Raw genomic sequence first — 16,523 nt, 5'->3', positions numbered from 1 at the left:
CCGTCGATCATGGAGTTGTGGTGGGTGACAAACCCGCCGTTGTGGCACTAAAGGGGCACCACAACTCCATGATCGATAGGGTTGGGGGCCCTGGCTCGCCCTCTTTTGTGGGGGTGTGCGACAGGCCGCTTGGGGGTAGCTTCGGCGCCCTGACTGGGCGGCGTTGTGTGGCTACAGCGAATTCGACTTGCGGTGATTCTGAGGGCCGGTGGAATATCCGAGTGGGAACTTCCACGGGGGTACGTGAGGATTGCGGGTCACGTGAGTGAATGTGGCGCTGCGGTTCCGTTGCGCCATATGGTCGGTCCTGCCACTCCTCCCTCCTCGAATCACGAAAAGGCGGCTGGCTGAGTGACCGTCCAAATTACCGCCGGGAGCGTATTTGATTTCGCGCCCGGCGAAAAAGCGCAACTGAAGGCTCAAACGGAAGCACTCGAACAGCTCGGTTCCGGCGACTTCGGGGAGCTTCCGGAAGATCTTGTCGAGGAGTACCAGGCTCTCCGAAAGCTGGGAACCTTTGTCAGGGTGAGCATTCCGGGAGCCGACGAGGATGTCGTGTTGGACGCCGGGGTGTTCGTACCGACGGAGACCTCGGGCCCGGTGCCGGTGGTGATTATGCCGGCGCCGCTCGCGCCAACGGGCTGGGAATCGTATCCGGGCATGATCAGGAAGTTCGCGCAGCGGGGTTACCTCGCGGTGGCCTACAGCCAGCGGGGGCTGGCCTACTCCTCGGGAAAGATCGACGTGGCCGGTCCCGGGGACTGGGCGGACGGGTCGGCCGTGATCGACTGGATCCTGGCGAACCATCCGCAGGCGAATCCGGACCGGATCGGCTTCGTCGGCTCCTCCTACGGTGCCGGCACGAGCCTGCTGATCGCCGCCCACGACGAGCGGGTCAGGGCGGTGTGCGCCCAGAGCGCCTGGGCCGACCTGGGACGCTCGCTGTACGAGAACGAGACCCGGCACCTCAAGGCGTTCGAGGCACTCGTCGCGCTGTTCGGCGAAGACCGGGTGTCCGCGGAGGTCGCCGAGATCTTCGACGACTTCCGCGCCAACCGGAACATCGAGCGGCTGCTGGAGTTCAGCGCGATCCGCTCCCCGATCAGCTACCTGGAGCGGTTCAACGACCGGAACCTGCCGATCTTCCTGGGCACGTACTGGCACGAGACGATCTTCTCGGTGCCGGCGGTGGTCGAGTTCTACCAGGCGTTGACCGGTCCCAAGAGCCTGCTCGTGCAGATCGGCGACCACGGCGGGGACGAGGCGATCGGCTTTCTCGGCGGCATCAGCCGCCCGACGGCGACCAGCTACCGGTGGCTGGACCACCATGTCGTCAACGCCGCCGAGGGCGGACACCCCGATCAGGGGGTACGCGCCGAGTACATGCACAACCTGCTCTCGCTGATCCAGAAGCCGGACTGGGAGTCGTACGTCGTACCGGCCCGACGGTTCTACCTCGGCGACCCCGGTCCCGGCGCCCCGGTGGGGGAGCTGGTGCCCGACGGGCCCCGGGCCGGTTGGAGCCGGAGTTTCACCGCGGGCACGGACACGGTGGCCACCGTGGCCCCGACCCTGGTGACAACCGGCATCCAGGAGCGGCTGGGCCGCCCGATCGTCTACGACACGACGGCCATACCGACCGACCACGCGGTGGTCTGGGCATCCCCGCCGCTGGTCAAGCGGCAGCGGATCGTCGGTACGACCCGCCTGCGGTTCACGGTGACGCCGTCGGCCGAATCCGCGACGCTCGTGGTGCACCTGTTCGACCTGAACCCGGGCAACGGGCGCGCGCTCATCATCACCAGTGCGCCGTTCACGTTCCTGAACGACGGCGCGGGTCGGACCAGAACGGTCGACGTGCAACTCCAACCCGCACACTATGTGATCGGAGCCGGCCACCAGCTGCAACTCGTCATCGATTCCAAGGATCTTCTGTTCGGTGACGCCACGGTTGACGGGAGCACTGTGGAGATCTCGTCGCCGGACGGCGACGAGTCCTGTCTCGACATTCCGATAGGCGATACCGAACTGGGTTGAGTCGATCGGACGGAGGGTGGGGTGCGGCTACCGGCAGCCGCACCCCACCTTCGCGTACGGCTTGGCGTCAGTCCCGGAAGGGGTTCGTCGGCGGTCCGCTGCGGATTTCGTTGCTGATCGAAAACAGCCAATGTGATCGACTGTGGTGATCGAATTCGGTGGATGATCCGGGATCAATTCTCGCGCGCCCGTGTGTGGCTGCGCGAATAGCAGCGATTCGGTCGTGATCGCAACCGAAAAGTCGCATACCCAACATTCGCGATTACGTACCGAGATCATCTGATCACATTGTGGATGCATCGCGGGCATCCAAGTCTGTGAATGCTTGATCAGGAGGTCGTCTTGATCCAATCAAACGGAACCACCGCCCGACGGACAACCGCCCGGCGGGCGTTCGTCACCGCCGCCGCCGTCATGCTGCTGCTCGCGGGCTCCACCGCGGCATCGGCCAAGCCCACCAACCCGTCCGGGGCGCCGGCCGGGTCGCCGCCCGGTGGCTACCAGAGCTGGACCGCGTTGTTCGCCGCCCAGGAGGAGCTGAACGCCGCCGCGACGAAGATCTCGGCCAGCGCCGGTGCCGGTCTGGCCGGCATCGTCGCCGCACCCGAGAACCGTGAGGTCCGGGTCTACTGGAAGGGCGCCGTCCCCGCGTCCGTGTCCGGGATCGCCGCCGCCACCGGCGTGCCGGTCAGGTTCTTCCCCGCCGCGTTCAGCATGACCGAGATGGGTGCCGAGGCCGCCCGACTCGCCGCGCTGCCCGGCGTCGCCTCCGCCGGGCCCAAGGCCGACGGCAGCGGTGTCACGGTGACCGTCGTCCGGTCCGCCGAGGCCAAGAACCGCTCCACCGTCGCCCGTACGGCGAAGCTGCCGGTGACCTACGCCGCCGGCGAGCAGCCCGAGATGATGATCGGCCGACAGGCGGACACCAGCCCGTTCTGGGGCGGCGCCCGCTACAACACCCCGGTCGGTGGATGCAGCACCGGCTTCGCCGTCTCCTGGGGCGGCGCGAACCGGATCATCAGCGCCGGTCACTGCGGGCAGAACGGCCAGAACGCCTCGGTGCCGAGTTGGGGCGTGGCCGGCCCGATCATCAACGACAACGACTCCCGTGACACGTTGATGATCAACGCCGCCACCTCCGGTCGGATCTACACCGGCGCGTACAACGCGTCGACCAGCGTCGGCGTCGGCGGCGCCGTCACCGACTTCGTCGGCAACATCATCTGTACCGGTGGTGCCTCCAGCGGCGAGCACTGCAACATCCAGGTGCAGGCCGTCAACCAGTACGTCAACGTCGGTTACGTGATCGGCCCGATGACGTACGGCGTGCAGCTCAACAACACCTGCGCGGTCGCTCCGGGCGACAGCGGTGGCCCGGTCTACTCCTACCGGGCCGACGGCCGGGTCGACGCCCGTGGCACCGTCTCCGCGGGTACGTCCAACGTCTCCTGCCCCGGCGTCTCGCCGGTCGGCTCCACCATCGTCTACTACGCACCGCTGCTCGCCGGAGCCGGCTACATCGGCTCGTTGAACTTCTACGGCGCGGGCATCGTCCTGGGCTGACCGGGACGCTCCATCGCACGACATGGTGGGTCGGCTGGCTGCCGGCCCACCATCGCGTCGGTTCCGCCGGCGGGCGCAGCGGTCGGGGCGCGTTCCTAGAGCCCGTAGAAGATCGCCACGCTGGCCGCCGGGACGATCGCCGCCCAGCACAGCAGCAACCCGACCAGGGGTGGACGCGGCACCTCGGCGTCCGGTGGGGACACCGGCTCGCCGCGTACGGCCTGGTCGCGGGCGTGGCGCAGGGCGTGCCGCAACTGCTCGGCGGTCCGCTCGCCGGACGCGGCCGGTGGAAACCGGATCCGCTGTCGCGCCGCGACCGTGAAAACCTGCTCCGTCTCGTCGTCGAGCATGGACACCTCCGAACCGTCCCCGCCCACCCGGAGTCCCGCCGACCAGCTGAGCCGGTGCACCCGCCACGTCGTCACCAGCACCAGCCCGCCGGCGTTCCAGCACAGGTACGACCGCAGGTGGCGACGCCAGCCGTAAAACAGGGCCACCGCGGTCAGGGGCGCCGCGACGGCGACCACCCCCGGCAGCGGCAGCGCGTCGAGTGGGCCGCTGAACACCAGCCCGACCGGCGACAACAGTGCCGGCACACTGGCCAGCGCCGAGGTCCAACGGATCAGCGGGTGTTGGCGGTGGAACCGTACGTCGGCGGGGGAGGACCAGCGGTCGGCGTCGATGACCAGGGCCGGATCGACGAGTGGCTCGTCGGACGCGGACCGGTGATCGGCCACTGTGGAGGTGGCCGGGATCTCCGTCAGCGGCCGTACCGGGTTGCGGGGCAGGCGTACCCGCCCGTCGACCTGCACCGCGCACCAGTGTCCGGGGCGCGGGTCGCCGTACAGCACGGCCGGTTCGGGTATGGCTGTCCAACCCGTGTCCGGCCCGGCATCCGGCTCGTCGTCGTCCGAGTCGCCGTACCGGTCCGGCACGTCCGACTCGTCGTCGGTCGGACCGCCGGAGATCACCGGAACCGTGGCCAGCGTGGTCCGTCCCGGTCGGGGGCCCGGCAGGAACAGCTGTACGGCACGCCACTGCTCGACCGCACCGACCTGCCGTACCGGCTGCGCGTCGCTGAACAGCCGGCGCAGTGCACTGTTCCGGTCGACCGTACGCAGGGCCAGGGCGATGGCGGCGGCCGCGCCGATCGTCGCGAGGACGAGCCAGCCGCTCGCGTCGTACGGCTCGCTGACCGGCTGCATCAGTCCACGACCGTCGACATAGAAGTCCATCGGACCGCCGACTGGGTAGTCGCCGACCTCCAGCACGTCGGCGTTCACCTGGCGCCCGTCGGGGAACTCGACCCGGGCAGTGTAGTCGTCCCGATGTTCCCGCACGACCCCCGTCATCACCCGGGCCGCCTGCTGCTGGGCGTCCTTGCGGTCCTGTTCGACCACGCTCCACCAGCTCATCCCGATTGTGCCGGTGGCGAGCACCGCGGCCAGGGCGAGCCAGGGTCGCCCGAGCACCGGCACCACGGCCGGTCGCGGCACCGGCCGGTGGTCCGTCACCGGCACGCTCGACGCGACGGCCGAGGCGGCACTGCCGCGCCCCGACTCCGGGAAGTACCAGTACCCCGCGACGTATCCCAACAGGAGAAGGTACGTCCACCACGGCACCGCCGGCTCGCCGAAGTCGACCACCAGGATGGCCACCGCCGCACCGACCGCGAACCAGGCCGCGGTGCGCCAGTGCACGTACCCGACGGCCATCGAGCCGAACAGCAGGCCGAGTGCTATCGAGTCCGGCCTGCTCGGCAGGCACGGGGTCGCCGCCGAGCAGGGTTCCTCCGGCCCCGTGGCGACTATCGAGGCGACGATGAAGACGAAGCCGAGCAACGGCACGAGGAGTCGCGGATCCCGCAACCACGACCATGAGGAGAACATCGACCGATCATGCCGCCCCGGCAACCGGCCCGCCGCCCCGGCAACCGGCCAGCCGGTCCGGTCGCCCGTGGTGGTCCGTTGTCGCTACTGGTCGGTGGCGCGGTTCGCCAGGCCGCGCGGCGGGGCCTTCATGCCCACCACGATGTCCACGATCTCGATGTACCGGGCCTTGGCGCCCATCCGGAAGTCGGTGGCCGCCGCGTGGATCTCCTCCTGGGTGTCCGCCTCGACCATCGTCACCTGGTCGTAGCGGGCGTCGACGCCGCTGCACACGACGTGGGTGAGCAGCTTGGCGAACTTACCCATCTCGCGCGCGTGTCCGGCGGAGACCTCAGGTTCTATGACGGATCGTCAGGAACAACTGTCCGCTGACCGACTCAACCCCGCCCCTCGATCCGTGCAACAACCGCGGCCCCCCGACGCGTGAATGACTGCGAGGGCCGAACGCGAGGGGGACGAGGGTGGTCGAGTTCGACGACTACGTACGGCTGCGGGGAGCGCGACTGGTCCAGCTCGCGCGGCTGCTGGTGAGCGACCGGCACCTGGCCGAGGATCTCGTGCAGGAGGTGCTGGGAAAGGCGTACGTCCGCTGGCACCGGATCGCCCAGCACGGCGACCCCGACGTGTACCTGCGCCGGATGCTGGTCAACGCCAACTCGTCCTGGTGGCGGCGGCGGTCCTCCGGCGAGCTGGCGACCGGCACCATCGTGGACCGGTCCGACCGGGTCGACATCGCCCACCAGGCCGTCGAACGCGACGCCACCTGGCGACTGGTCGCCGAGTTGCCGACCAAACAGCGGGCGGCGGTGGTGCTCCGGTTCTACGAGGACCTCGACGACGCCACCATCGCCGAGATCCTCCAGTGCTCGGCAGTCACCGTCCGTACCCAGACGATGCGGGCCCTCGCGACACTCCGGCAGCGGCTGGGTACGCCGCCGGCCCTGAGCTCGGAGGGGAAGCAGCGATGAGCAGCGAGATCGACGAGTCGATCATCATGGCGCTCCGGGACCGCGCCGACGGCGACGTACACGTCGAGGACCTGCTCACCGGTGCCCGGCGGTGGGGAACACGGCAGCGTCGGATCCGGCACACCCTGCTCGCCGCCGGGGTGAGCGTGGCGGTACTGGCGACCCTGGGCCTGGTCGCTCTCGTCCCCCCATCCGGCCCCGGCCCCGGCCTGCCGGCGGCCACCCCGACCACCTCCGCCTCACCGACCGCGCGCCCATCCCCGACCGCCCCGCCCGAGGAACAGCGGCTGCCGGCGCTGGGGGACCGGCGCCCCCCGGCGGCGACCACGGCGAAGCCGCTGAGTGCCGGGGGTCGGGTCGGTGCCGACCCGCGCCTGCTGCACCTCGACGTCGCCGACCCGGACCTGTACCAGCTCCGATGGTGGTCCGGGCCGGGGATGGAATCGCTGGAGGTGAACCGGGCGGTGAGCTGGAACCGGTCGTTCAGCGAGTACCACGTGTCGGTGGCCTCCTCGCAGAGCGCGATCAACGCGCCGGTAGCGTCCGGTCGGGCGGTGTCGCCCGAGCCGTCGAGCACCGAGCAGGTCAGCGTCGCCGGCTTGCCGGCGACGCTGACCCTGGGCCGGGGGATACCCGAGGCCGACCGGTACGGGGTGCTGCGCTGGCAGCAGGCGCCACAGGTGTGGGTCCGGGTCTACCTGTACTTCGACAGCACCCTCGGCGGCCGGCAGGAGGACGACCGGGCCGCGATCCTCCAGGTGGCGCAGTGGATCCGCTTCGACCGGGTGCACCGGTGCGTGGTGAACTTCCGGCTGGCCTGGACCCCGCCCGGTGCCACCGTCGACTCCTGCTCCTTCGCCCTGACCGCGCCGGACGGGGTCAGCGTCAGTTCGATGGGGCTCAGGGGCGGCGGCACGGTGTTCAACGTACTGACCTCGACCGGCGAGTTCGCCGCGCCGCTGAACCCCAACACCGTGGTGGCCGGCCGGCAGGTGGAGGTGACCGAGGGGTCGACCCGATACGACTACGGCGGCGGCATCGTCGAGGTCGAGCCGACCTCGATCAGCCCGAGTGACGCCCTCCAGGTGATCGGCGGCTTCGAACCGGTCCCCGGCCGCGATCCCACCACCTGGCTCGAACCGGCCCTCTGACGACTGAGAGCCACCCTCCGTCGTGGTCGTCTGCCGCCGTTCGGGGGGCGGCAGACGACCACGACGGAGGGGTCAGGCGGGCAGGGTGCGGGCGGCGATGGCGGCGGCGGAGATGGCGGCGGGAAAGCCGGCGTAGAAGGCGACGTGGGTGAGCAGGGCGGCGATCTCGTCGCGGGTCACGCCGTTGTCGATCGCCCGGCGCAGGTGCTCGGGCAACTCGTCCGGCCGGTACAGGGCCGCCAGTACGGCCACCGTGGCCAGGCTCCTGTCCCGTGGGCTCAACGCCGGATCGGTCCACACGTCGCTGTAGAGCGGGTTGTCGACCAGGGCGGCGAGCCGGGGCGTGAAGGCGTGGGACAGGTCGAAGGTCGACGGTTCCGGCGTACCCATGGTTGTCCTTTCCCGATCGGTCAGGCGGCGGTGAGCGCCCGGCGTTCGATGCTCTTCGCGAACAGCGGGGTCTCCCGGCTGTTGTGGTCCGCCGAGGCGACCTGGCGGGCCGCGGCCGCCTGTTGCAGGGTGAGGCCCTGCCGGTCGATGAAGTCCAGGAACTCGGGCGTGGCCAGGGCGAGCACGCTGTTGGTGTACTCGCAGCGGCCCTCGTCGATCGGCTTGACGCTGAGCTCCCAGACAACCTTGATCTTCGTACGCCCGCTCGCCGTGTAGACGTCGGAGAGCGACACCATCCGGCAGTGGTGCGGACCGGCGGGATCGGCCACGTAGTGCTGGACGACCAGCCCGTCGCCGATCTGCTCCACGTTGATCGACATCGGTCGGCCGTCGTCCGTGGTGGTGTAGCCGGCCGTGATGTGATCCGGCGGGGCGCACCGCTGGTACTCCGCCTCGGGCAGGTTGAACAGCCAGTCGGCGATGTTCACCCGCTGGATCGGCGCGTTGATCACCGCGTGGAACGCGGATTCGGACAGGATCTGGTCGTCGGGCATCGCGCCCCTCCTCCACCCGGATGAGCTGGGAGAACGTCTCCAACCGTGCTCTGGCGATGATCCCAGCCCGACCCCGACCCGGGTGCGGGTTCGCCGGATGCCGGATGCCGGATGCCTGCGATCGTCAGCCGAGCAGCCGGCGCTCCCACGCCCAGGCGGCGATCTCCACCCGGTTACGCGCCCCGAGCTTCATCTGCACGCTGCCGAGATGCGTCTTGACCGTACCGACGGCGATGAACAGCCGGGCGGCGATCTCGGCGTTGGTCAGCCCCCGCGCGGCCAGCTTCACCACGTCGAGTTCGCGCGGGGACAGGCCGGCGTCGTCGCGGGCCGGTGCCGGGGGACTCAGGTGCTCCAGCAGCCGTACGGTGATCGACGGGCTGATCAGCGCGTCCCCGGAGACCGCCGCCCGGACCGCCTCGACCAGCAACGCCGGACCGGAGTCCTTGAGCAGGAAACCGCAGGCGCCGTTGCGCAGGGCGGTGTGCACGTACTCGTCCAGGTCGAACGTGGTCACCACGACCACCCTGACCGGGTCGGCGACGCCGGGGCCGGCGAGCAGCCGGAGCGCCTCCAGCCCGTCCATCCGGGGCATCCGGATGTCGAGCAGGGCCACGTCCGGGCGCACCTGCCGGGCCAGCGCCACCGCCGCCACCCCGTCGGCGGCCTCGCCGACCAGCGCCATGTCCGGCTGGGCCCCGATGATCATGCCGAAGCCGGTCCGGACCATCGCCTGGTCGTCCGCGATCATCACCCGGATCACCCGGTCACCCCCTGCCGCAGCGGTAGCGCCGCGTCCACCAGCCAGCCGCCGTCGGGGCCGGGACCGGCGGAGAAGCGGCCGCCGACCGCGCGTACCCGCTCGGTCAGGCCGAGCAGACCGTACCCGTGATGTCCGCGCGGGCCGGGGACGCGGTGCGCCGCACCGTCGTCGGTCACCCGGACCAACAACCAGTCCCGCGTACGGCGAACCGAGACGTCCACCGACCGGGCCCCGGACGCGTGCTGGCGTACGTTCGTCAGCGCCTCCATCACCACCCGGTAGCCGGAGGTGGACACCTCCACCGGAATCTCGTCCATGCTCCCGTCGATGTGCAGCCGGGCCACCGCCGTCGCCGCGCCGTTGAACCCGGCCAGCAGCGGCGCCAGGTCCGCCACCCCGGCCAGCGGCGCCAGCGGGGCGTCCGGCGCCGCCTGCGGGTCGCGCAGGATCCCCACCATCCGCCGCATCGAGGTCATCGTCTCCGCGCCGGCCCGCTCGATCTCCGCCAGCGCCAGGATCACCCGCTGCGGGTCCTGCTCGGCGACGTACCGGGCACCCTGCGCCTGGACCACGATCCCGGTCACGTGGTGGGCGATGAAGTCGTGCAGGTCACGGGCGAACTCGGCGCGCTGCTCGGCCCGGACCGTGGCCATCGCCCGCTCCCGCCCGTTGTCCAGCAGCCGCAGGTACGCCCCGCCGACCGTCGCCCCGCACCCGCACAGCGCCAGGAACAGCGCCGCGATCACGTACATCTCGCCGTCGGCCGTCCGCGCCGGCAGCAGCACCAGCGCCGCCCCGACGGCGAGCACCGTGCCCGCTGCCCACCGGGCCGGCGCCCGACGGGCCACCACCCAGAGCACCCCGAGCAGGCCCACCGACTCAGTCCAGCCCCAACCCGCCGGGTTGCGCTGATCGGGGTCGAGTACGGCCATCAGCAGGGTGACCGTCAGTGAGGCGGCGGCGAGCACCAGCGCCTGCCTCGGCAGCCGCCGGGAGATCCGCCGACGCGCCGGCAGCCAGATCACGGCGGTGGCCACCGCCAGCCCGATCCGTACCGCGGCCAGTGTGCCGGAGCCGGACTCCAGCAACAGACCGCCGCGCAGGTCGAGCAGCCCGAGCAGCGCCATCCCCGCCAGGGCCGCGAACTGGCCCAGGCGGAGCCACAGTCGTTGAAGCCGGGACATCATCATCGTGACCCAGGGTAGTGACTGCGCGGCGATCCCAGATCGGCCGAAAGTCAGAGCCGCCGTCGCCCGAACCCGGCTGCGGACCGATGTGGGACCCGGTCAACGGCCACGAGACTTCCAGCGGAGTCAGTCGGACAGCCACTGGAGGATCGATGAGTGCGCAGCACCACGCCGTCACACCCGGGCAGGCGGACCGGAGCCGGGCCGCCGTCGCCGCGGTCGACCTGGTCAAGGTGTACGGCAGCGGCGACACCGCCGTACGGGCCCTGGACGGGGTCACGGTCGGCTTCGGCCGGGCCGAGTTCACCGCCATCATGGGCCCGTCCGGCTCGGGCAAGTCGACCCTGATGCACTGCCTCGCCGGTCTGGACTCGGCCACCTCCGGTCAGGCGCTGCTCGGCGGCACCGACCTGACCACGCAGTCCGACCGGGCGCTGACCACCGTCCGGCGGGAGCGGATCGGGTTCGTCTTCCAGTCGTTCAACCTGCTGCCGCAGCTCACCGCCGCGCAGAACATCACCCTGCCGCTCGACCTCGCCGGCCAGCGCCCCGACCCGGACCTGTACGCCCACCTGGTCGAGGTGCTCGGCATCGGCGACCGGCTCGGCCACCGGCCCAGCGAACTGTCCGGCGGCCAGCAGCAACGGGTGGCGCTGGCCAGGGCACTGGTGTCCCGCCCCGAGGTGGTCTTCGCCGACGAGCCGACCGGAAACCTCGACTCCCGCTCCGGTGCCGAGGTGCTCACCTTCCTGCGCGACTCCGTACGCGACCTCGGTCAGACCATCGTCATGGTCACCCACGACCCGACCGCCGCCGCGTACGCCGACCGGGCGGTGCTGCTCGCCGACGGGCGGATCGCCGGCGACCTCGCCCGCCCCGACCACGCCTCGGTGACCGAGGCGCTGCACCGGCTGGTGGCGACCCGATGAGCGCCACCGTGCTGCGTACGCAGCTGCGCGGGGTGACCCGCCGCCCGAGCCGGCTGCTGCTGACCGGGCTGGCCGTACTGGTCGCGTCGTTTGTCGTGTTCGCCGCCGTACTGGCGCAGCAGATCACCGCGCGGACGGTGGAGTCGACCGCCAGCGGCACCCCGGCCGCGACCGACCTCGTCGTCGGCGACCCGGAGGGGAAACCGGTCGGCACCGACCTGCTCGGCCGGATCCGCGAACTGCCCGGCGTCGCCGAGGCGACCGGCCGGATCGACATCGGGCTCGGCCTCGGCGGGTCGTCCGGCGGTTACCTCGAACTGCACGCCGATCCGGGTTTCGGTCCGCTCGCCCGAGCCCGGATCGTCCGGGGCGGCTACCCGGACGCCGACGGCGAGATCGCCGTCACCGTCCGCACCGCCGAGCGGATGGGGCTGGACGTCGGCACGGTCACCTCCGCCGCGACCGGGGCGCAGACCGCGCCGGTCAGGCTCACCGTCACCGGTGTGGTCGACTCCGACGCCGACGGCGGTCAGGACGCGTACGCCACGGACCCGGTCGTGACCGCGCTCGGCGGCACGGCCCAGCTCGGCCAGGTCGACCTGCGCCTCACCCCCGGCGCCTCGCCCACGGCGGTACGCGCACAGCTGGCGGGCGTCCTCGCGGCGGTGGCCGAGCCGGAGCGCCCGGTGCTGCGTACGGGTGCGGAGGTCCGGACCGCGGAGGCGCAGCGGGCGGTGGCCCGGCTCGGTCCGGTGTTCGCCCTGATCGGCATGTTCATCTCGATCGCGGTGGCCGCCGCCGCCCTGGTGGCGACCTCGACCTTCCGGATCGTCTTCGCCCAGCGGATGCGGCAACTCGCCCTGCTGCGCGCGATCGGCGCCGGCCGGGGCCGGCTCGCCGGGGCACTCGCCGTCGAGGGCGCGCTCACCGGCCTCGTCGCCGGTACGGTCGGCGTCGCCCTCGCCCTCGTCCTCGGCCACGCCCTGCCGGTGGTGCTGCGGGCCTTCGGGCTGACCGTGTCGTCGCCAGGGTTCCCGCTGGTCCCGGCGCTCGCCGTGGTGGCCGGCGCGGCCCTGGTCACCCTGGTCGCGGTGCTGGCACCGGCGTTCGGTGCGGCGCGGGTCGCCCCGCTGGAGGCGTTGCGGGCGGCGAGCACCACCGCCGGCCGGCGCGATATCGGTCCGGCCCGGCTGGTCGGTGGACTGCTGCTGGCCGCCGGGGCGGCCCTGCCGGCCGGGTTGGTGGTGACCCGGCTGCCCGGCCCGCAACCGGAGAACTACGACCCGCAGACACCCCTGCTCATGATCGTCATCTCCGGTGCGCTGGCCTTCTTCGCCCTGGTGGCCCTGGGCCCGGTGCTGGTCCGGCCGGTGTTGTGGCTGGTCGGCTGGCCGCTGCGCCGGCTCGGCCCGATCGGGCGGCTGGCGGTCGGTGGCATCGGCGGAGCACCCCGGCGGGCCGCCGCGGTCTCCGTGGTCGTCGCGCTCGGGGTGACCCTGATCGCCGGGGTCCTGGTCGGCGGCTCCTCCATGCGGGTGCTGGGCGAACGGGAACTCGCCGTCACCGCACCCGCCGACTTCGAGGTGACGGCCGGCCACGGCTCGACCCTGCCGGCGAATGTGGTCGAGGCGGTACGCGGGCGCGGCGAGATCGGGAACGTGACGCCGTACCGGCGGCTGGACGGGCTGAGCCTGAGCCGTGCCGGCAGCGGCGATCCGGCTCCGACCGGTGGTGACGAGTCGACGTTCGACGCCACCGACCTCGATCTGGCCGCGCTGCCGGCGGTCCGCAAGCTCGACGTACGGTCGGGTCGGGTCGCCGACCTCGGGCCCGGCGCGGTGATCCTCGGCGGGCCCGTCACCTGGGACACCGGCCTGCGCGCCGGTGACCGGATCACCCTGACCCGCGAGCAGCACAGGATCGACGTACGGGTCGCCGCGGTCCTGCCGGGCGCCACCCCGCTGATGTCGGGTGTGGTGCTCGACCCGGCCGATCTGGACCGGCTCGGCGCCCCGGCCGGTCACTCCGGGCTGCTCGCCGACGCCACCGGCTCCGGCGAGGACGGCCGTACGGCCGGGCAGAAGGCACTGCGGCAGGCGACGCAGGGGACCGCCGGGCTCGCCCTGACCGTGCTCGCCGACAAGCGCGACGAGGTCAACGGGCTGATCGACACTCTGCTCGGGATTGCGATCGGGCTGGTCGGGCTGACCGTGCTGATCGCCGTCGTCGGTGTCGGCGCCACCACCGCCCTCTCGGTGGTCGAGCGGGTACGCGAGTCCGGCCTGCTCCGGGCGGTCGGGCTGTCCCGGGGCGGGCTGCGTTTCATGCTCACCACCGAGGCGGGACTCTACGGGCTGATCGGCGCCACGCTCGGTCTCCTGCTCGGCGTCCCGTACGCCTGGCTCTCGATCGAGGCCCTGGGCGCCAACGCCCCGCTGCGGTTTCCGGCCCTGCCCCTCGCCGGCCTGTTCCTGGCCCTGGTCGCGTTGACCGCACTGGCCGGTCTGCTGCCGGCCCGGCGGGCGTCGCGGGTCAGCCCGGTGACCGCCCTGGGCACCGACACCTGACCGGACGGGGCCCGACGGTCGCGCCGGCCGAACCAGAATTCGGGGTTCGGCCGGCGCGCGTGCCCGGGTTATCCGGAGGTCACTTCTTCTCCGGCATCTTCGACGAGTGGTGGTTGACGATCAGCCACTTCCCGTCCCGCAGCTCGTAGACGAAGGTGTAGCGCGCCGGCACCTTCTCGGTCACGCCGTCGGTGGTCACCGTGAACTCGTAGACGCCGGTGTCGATGGCCACCTTGTCACCGATGATCTTGATCGTGGAGTCCTTGATGGTGCCGCGCGGCTTCTTCGCCAGGAAGTGCTCGAAGTAGTCGATGATCCCCGCGCGGGTCTTGCGCACCTCGTCGGAGACCGTCGGGAGCAGGACCGCGTCGGGCGCGTACCGGTCGGCGACCTTCGTCGCGTCACCGGTCGCCAGGGCCTCGTCCCAGCCCTTGAAGAGATCCTTGATCTGCTGCTCGGTCGGCGGTTTCGGTGTGCCGGTCGTGGGGGGTGCGGACGGGGTCGTCGTCGGCGGCGGTGTCGAGGGGGTCGTCGGCGGTGCGGACGGGGTGACCGGCGGTGCCGAGGGGGTGTACGGCGCGGACGGTATGGCGCTCGCCGTCACCGACGACGGCAGGGCTATCGCCGCCGCGCTGATGCCGCCCCCGGCGACCAGGGCGGCACCGAACGCGCCGACGATGAGGATGCGGATGGTCCGTCGCACTTGCGCTCCTTGGCTAGAGCGGGAATGAGGACCACGAATATAGATCGACGCCGGTCGGGTCCAGAACTACCGGAAGGGACTGTCCGGCGGTCGACATGTCGAATTGTGTCGATGCGTTTCTGCGATGGACACCATGGTCTCCAGCGGCTAGTGCCCGAGGAGTTGGAGGGTCACCTTCCAGAGGCGGTCGGCGGTGGTGGGGTCGATGGCGTACGCGGCGACGCCGACGAAGCCGCTGACCGGCTCGGGTACGGGGACGGCCTCGTTGGCGTCCTCGAAGTACCGGCCACTGACCCCGTCGACGTGCGGGGAGGCGGCCAGCAGGACCGAGGTGGCAGCGCCCTGCTGCGGGGTCTTCCAGCCGGCCGGAACCGCCGGGCGGTTGCCGTGCTCGTCCAGGGCGCCGACGAAGCGCAACTGGGCCTCGTCCAGGTGCCGCTGGAGGTTGGTGACGATGCCACCGGGGTGCAGGGCGTTGACGCTGATGCCGTCGGCCGCCCACTGGTTGGCCAGCGCGACGGTGAACAGGACCATCGCCGTCTTCGACTGGCCGTACGCGGACCAGCCGTCGTAGGGCCGGGCGGTGTAGTGGATGTCGTCGAAGACCACCGGGGAGATCAGGTGCGCCGCCGAGCTGACCACGACGACCCGGGCCGCCGGTGCGGCGGCGAGCGCGTCGTGCAGGCCCAGGGTCAGTGCGGCGTGACCGAGGTGGTTGGTGGCGAACTGCGTCTCCCAGCCCTGCGCGGTGGTGGTCAGCTCGGGCAGGGCCATCACCCCGGCGTTGTTCACCAGGATGTCCAGTGGCCCGGTCCACTCGCCGACGAAGGCGTCGATGGTGGTGCGGTCGGCCAGGTCGAGCCGGGCGACCCGGATGTCGTCGCGTCCGGTGTCGGCGCGCAGTTCGGCGGCGACCCGCTCGCCCGTGGCGGTGTCGCGTACGGCCAGGGTGACCTGGGCGCCGGCGCTGGCCAGCGCGCGAGCGGTCTCCAGGCCGATCCCGGACGCGCCGCCGGTGACCACGGCACGCCGGCCGGTGAGGTCGACACCGGCGATCACCTCGGCGGCGGTCGACCGGGCGTCGAAGGGGGTGGTGATACGGGACATGAGGGTGACTCCCTGCCTGGACGGCGAGAGATGGATGAGGACCGGCGGTCCGACCGTTCAATCCATCCGGATGGTTTAAACCATGCCACGGGCCGAGCCAAGGAGTCAACTATTCAGTTGGATTGGTAGCATGGGCCCGTGGCGTACAACTCGGCGGCGACCCGCAGACGACTGCTCGACGCGGCTTTCGAGGAGTTCTCCGAACGTGGGCTGGCCGGGGCGCGGGTGGACCGGATCGCCGCCGTCGCCGCCGCGAACAAGCAGGCGATCTACGCCTACTTCGGCTCCAAGGACGGTCTGTTCGACGCCATGCTCGAAGACCGGCTCGGCTCGCTGGCCGACGCCGTCCCGTTCCTCCCCGACGACCTGCCCCGGTACGCCGGAGCGCTCTTCGACCACCTGGTCGACAACCCGGAACTGGTCCGGCTGAACCAGTGGAAGTTCCTGGAGCGGGCCGACGTGTCGACCGCCGAGGTGGACTCGTACCGGGCCAAGGCGCAGGCGCTGCTCACCGCCGGACAGGCGCGCGGCGCCGACCTGACGACCGCGATCGACCTGCTGATGCTCGTACTGAACCTCACCTTCGCCTGGACCACCATGTCGCCCGGCCTGCGCGCGCTCGGCGGGACCGAGGGGGCGCAACGCCAGCGCCGCCACCGGGCCGCCGTGGTCGCCAGCGCGTCGGCCATCACCACGGCCCTCACCAGCTGACGGC

Annotated in this window: 15 protein-coding genes; 7 read left to right on the top strand and 8 right to left on the bottom strand. The window is 71.4% G+C overall.

Annotated elements, in window-relative coordinates; genetic code table 11:
* The first annotated feature begins 525 nt into the window (after positions 1–525).
* Together OG792_RS25545 and OG792_RS25540 are read left to right on the top strand one after the other, a co-directional pair.
* Positions 526–2,037, top strand: coding sequence for a CocE/NonD family hydrolase (locus OG792_RS25545; protein ID WP_329103034.1), 1,512 nt, complete (start codon positions 526–528; stop codon positions 2,035–2,037).
* A 342-nt stretch (positions 2,038–2,379) separates the two neighbouring features.
* Positions 2,380–3,600, top strand: coding sequence for a hypothetical protein (locus OG792_RS25540; protein WP_329103033.1), 1,221 nt, complete (start codon positions 2,380–2,382; stop codon positions 3,598–3,600).
* 95 nt (positions 3,601–3,695) lie between these two features.
* Here OG792_RS25540 and OG792_RS25535 read toward each other — a convergent pair whose 3' ends face one another.
* A complete protein-coding gene (locus tag OG792_RS25535) occupies positions 3,696–5,489 on the bottom strand; it encodes a hypothetical protein (protein WP_329103031.1) in 1,794 nt (597 codons plus the stop codon).
* 84 nt (positions 5,490–5,573) lie between these two features.
* Entirely contained in the window at positions 5,574–5,795 is a 222-nt protein-coding gene (locus OG792_RS25530; RefSeq protein WP_329103029.1) for a hypothetical protein, read from the bottom strand.
* Positions 5,796–5,950: 155 nt separating this feature from the next.
* Here OG792_RS25530 and OG792_RS25525 point away from each other — a divergent pair, with 155 nt between their 5' ends.
* Both OG792_RS25525 and OG792_RS25520 read left to right on the top strand, forming a co-directional pair.
* Entirely contained in the window at positions 5,951–6,457 is a 507-nt protein-coding gene (locus OG792_RS25525) for a SigE family RNA polymerase sigma factor (protein ID WP_329103027.1), read from the top strand.
* Complete coding sequence (locus OG792_RS25520; RefSeq protein WP_329103025.1) at positions 6,454–7,608, top strand: hypothetical protein; 1,155 nt, start codon at positions 6,454–6,456, stop codon at positions 7,606–7,608. Before OG792_RS25525 ends, OG792_RS25520 begins: the two co-directional genes overlap by 4 nt.
* Positions 7,609–7,680: 72 nt before the next feature.
* Here OG792_RS25520 and OG792_RS25515 read toward each other — a convergent pair whose 3' ends face one another.
* The 4 genes from OG792_RS25515 to OG792_RS25500 all read right to left on the bottom strand — a co-directional run bounded on the left by OG792_RS25515 (position 7,681) and on the right by OG792_RS25500 (position 10,505).
* Positions 7,681–7,998, bottom strand: a complete 318-nt coding sequence (locus OG792_RS25515) for a carboxymuconolactone decarboxylase family protein (RefSeq protein WP_329103022.1) — start codon at positions 7,996–7,998, stop codon at positions 7,681–7,683.
* 20 nt (positions 7,999–8,018) lie between these two features.
* On the bottom strand, positions 8,019–8,552 hold the full coding sequence (locus OG792_RS25510) for a hypothetical protein (protein ID WP_329103020.1): 534 nt from the start codon (positions 8,550–8,552) through the stop codon (positions 8,019–8,021).
* Between the two features lie 124 nt (positions 8,553–8,676).
* Complete coding sequence (locus OG792_RS25505) at positions 8,677–9,315, bottom strand: response regulator transcription factor (RefSeq protein ID WP_329103019.1); 639 nt, start codon at positions 9,313–9,315, stop codon at positions 8,677–8,679.
* Entirely contained in the window at positions 9,312–10,505 is a 1,194-nt protein-coding gene (locus OG792_RS25500; RefSeq protein WP_329103017.1) for a sensor histidine kinase, read from the bottom strand. The genes OG792_RS25505 and OG792_RS25500 overlap by 4 nt, the downstream gene beginning before the upstream one ends.
* Positions 10,506–10,654: 149 nt before the next feature.
* Between OG792_RS25500 and OG792_RS25495 the strand changes: the two genes are divergently transcribed.
* Together OG792_RS25495 and OG792_RS25490 are read left to right on the top strand one after the other, a co-directional pair.
* The gene (locus OG792_RS25495; RefSeq protein ID WP_329103016.1) at positions 10,655–11,431 is read left to right on the top strand and encodes an ABC transporter ATP-binding protein; all 777 of its coding nucleotides are present in this window, start codon (positions 10,655–10,657) and stop codon (positions 11,429–11,431) included.
* Positions 11,428–13,998 (top strand): ABC transporter permease, encoded by a 2,571-nt coding sequence (locus OG792_RS25490; protein WP_329103014.1) that lies wholly within the window; start codon positions 11,428–11,430, stop codon positions 13,996–13,998. The genes OG792_RS25495 and OG792_RS25490 overlap by 4 nt, the downstream gene beginning before the upstream one ends.
* A 79-nt stretch (positions 13,999–14,077) precedes the next feature.
* Here OG792_RS25490 and OG792_RS25485 read toward each other — a convergent pair whose 3' ends face one another.
* Positions 14,078–14,701: an SgcJ/EcaC family oxidoreductase gene (locus OG792_RS25485; RefSeq protein ID WP_329103012.1), complete on the bottom strand. Its 624-nt coding sequence runs from the start codon at positions 14,699–14,701 to the stop codon at positions 14,078–14,080.
* Between the two features lie 147 nt (positions 14,702–14,848).
* A complete protein-coding gene (locus tag OG792_RS25480; protein ID WP_329103011.1) occupies positions 14,849–15,808 on the bottom strand; it encodes an SDR family NAD(P)-dependent oxidoreductase in 960 nt (319 codons plus the stop codon).
* A gap of 138 nt (positions 15,809–15,946) precedes the next feature.
* On the opposite strand from OG792_RS25480, the gene OG792_RS25475 reads away from it, so the two are divergent.
* Positions 15,947–16,519: a TetR/AcrR family transcriptional regulator gene (locus tag OG792_RS25475; protein ID WP_329103009.1), complete on the top strand. Its 573-nt coding sequence runs from the start codon at positions 15,947–15,949 to the stop codon at positions 16,517–16,519.
* Positions 16,520–16,523 lie beyond the last annotated feature (4 nt).

The organism is Micromonospora sp. NBC_01699 (assembly GCF_036250065.1).
Lineage (GTDB): Bacteria > Actinomycetota > Actinomycetes > Mycobacteriales > Micromonosporaceae > Micromonospora_G.
Note: the sequence above shows the minus strand (reverse complement) of the source record. Positions and strands in the feature narration are given on the sequence as shown.

Bases quoted from the DNA above. Each gene is read 5' to 3' on its own strand.
- OG792_RS25490 (WP_329103014.1), top strand. From the start codon at position 11,428: ATGAGCGCCACCGTGCTGCGTACGCAGCTGCGCGGGGTGACCCGCCGC.
- OG792_RS25510 (WP_329103020.1), bottom strand. From the start codon at position 8,552: ATGCCCGACGACCAGATCCTGTCCGAATCCGCGTTCCACGCGGTGATC.
- OG792_RS25495 (WP_329103016.1), top strand. From the start codon at position 10,655: ATGAGTGCGCAGCACCACGCCGTCACACCCGGGCAGGCGGACCGGAGC.
- OG792_RS25500 (WP_329103017.1), bottom strand. From the start codon at position 10,505: ATGATGATGTCCCGGCTTCAACGACTGTGGCTCCGCCTGGGCCAGTTC.
- OG792_RS25480 (WP_329103011.1), bottom strand. From the start codon at position 15,808: ATGTCCCGTATCACCACCCCCTTCGACGCCCGGTCGACCGCCGCCGAG.
- OG792_RS25515 (WP_329103022.1), bottom strand. From the start codon at position 7,998: ATGGGTACGCCGGAACCGTCGACCTTCGACCTGTCCCACGCCTTCACG.
- OG792_RS25520 (WP_329103025.1), top strand. From the start codon at position 6,454: ATGAGCAGCGAGATCGACGAGTCGATCATCATGGCGCTCCGGGACCGC.
- OG792_RS25535 (WP_329103031.1), bottom strand. From the start codon at position 5,489: ATGTTCTCCTCATGGTCGTGGTTGCGGGATCCGCGACTCCTCGTGCCG.
- OG792_RS25530 (WP_329103029.1), bottom strand. From the start codon at position 5,795: ATGGGTAAGTTCGCCAAGCTGCTCACCCACGTCGTGTGCAGCGGCGTC.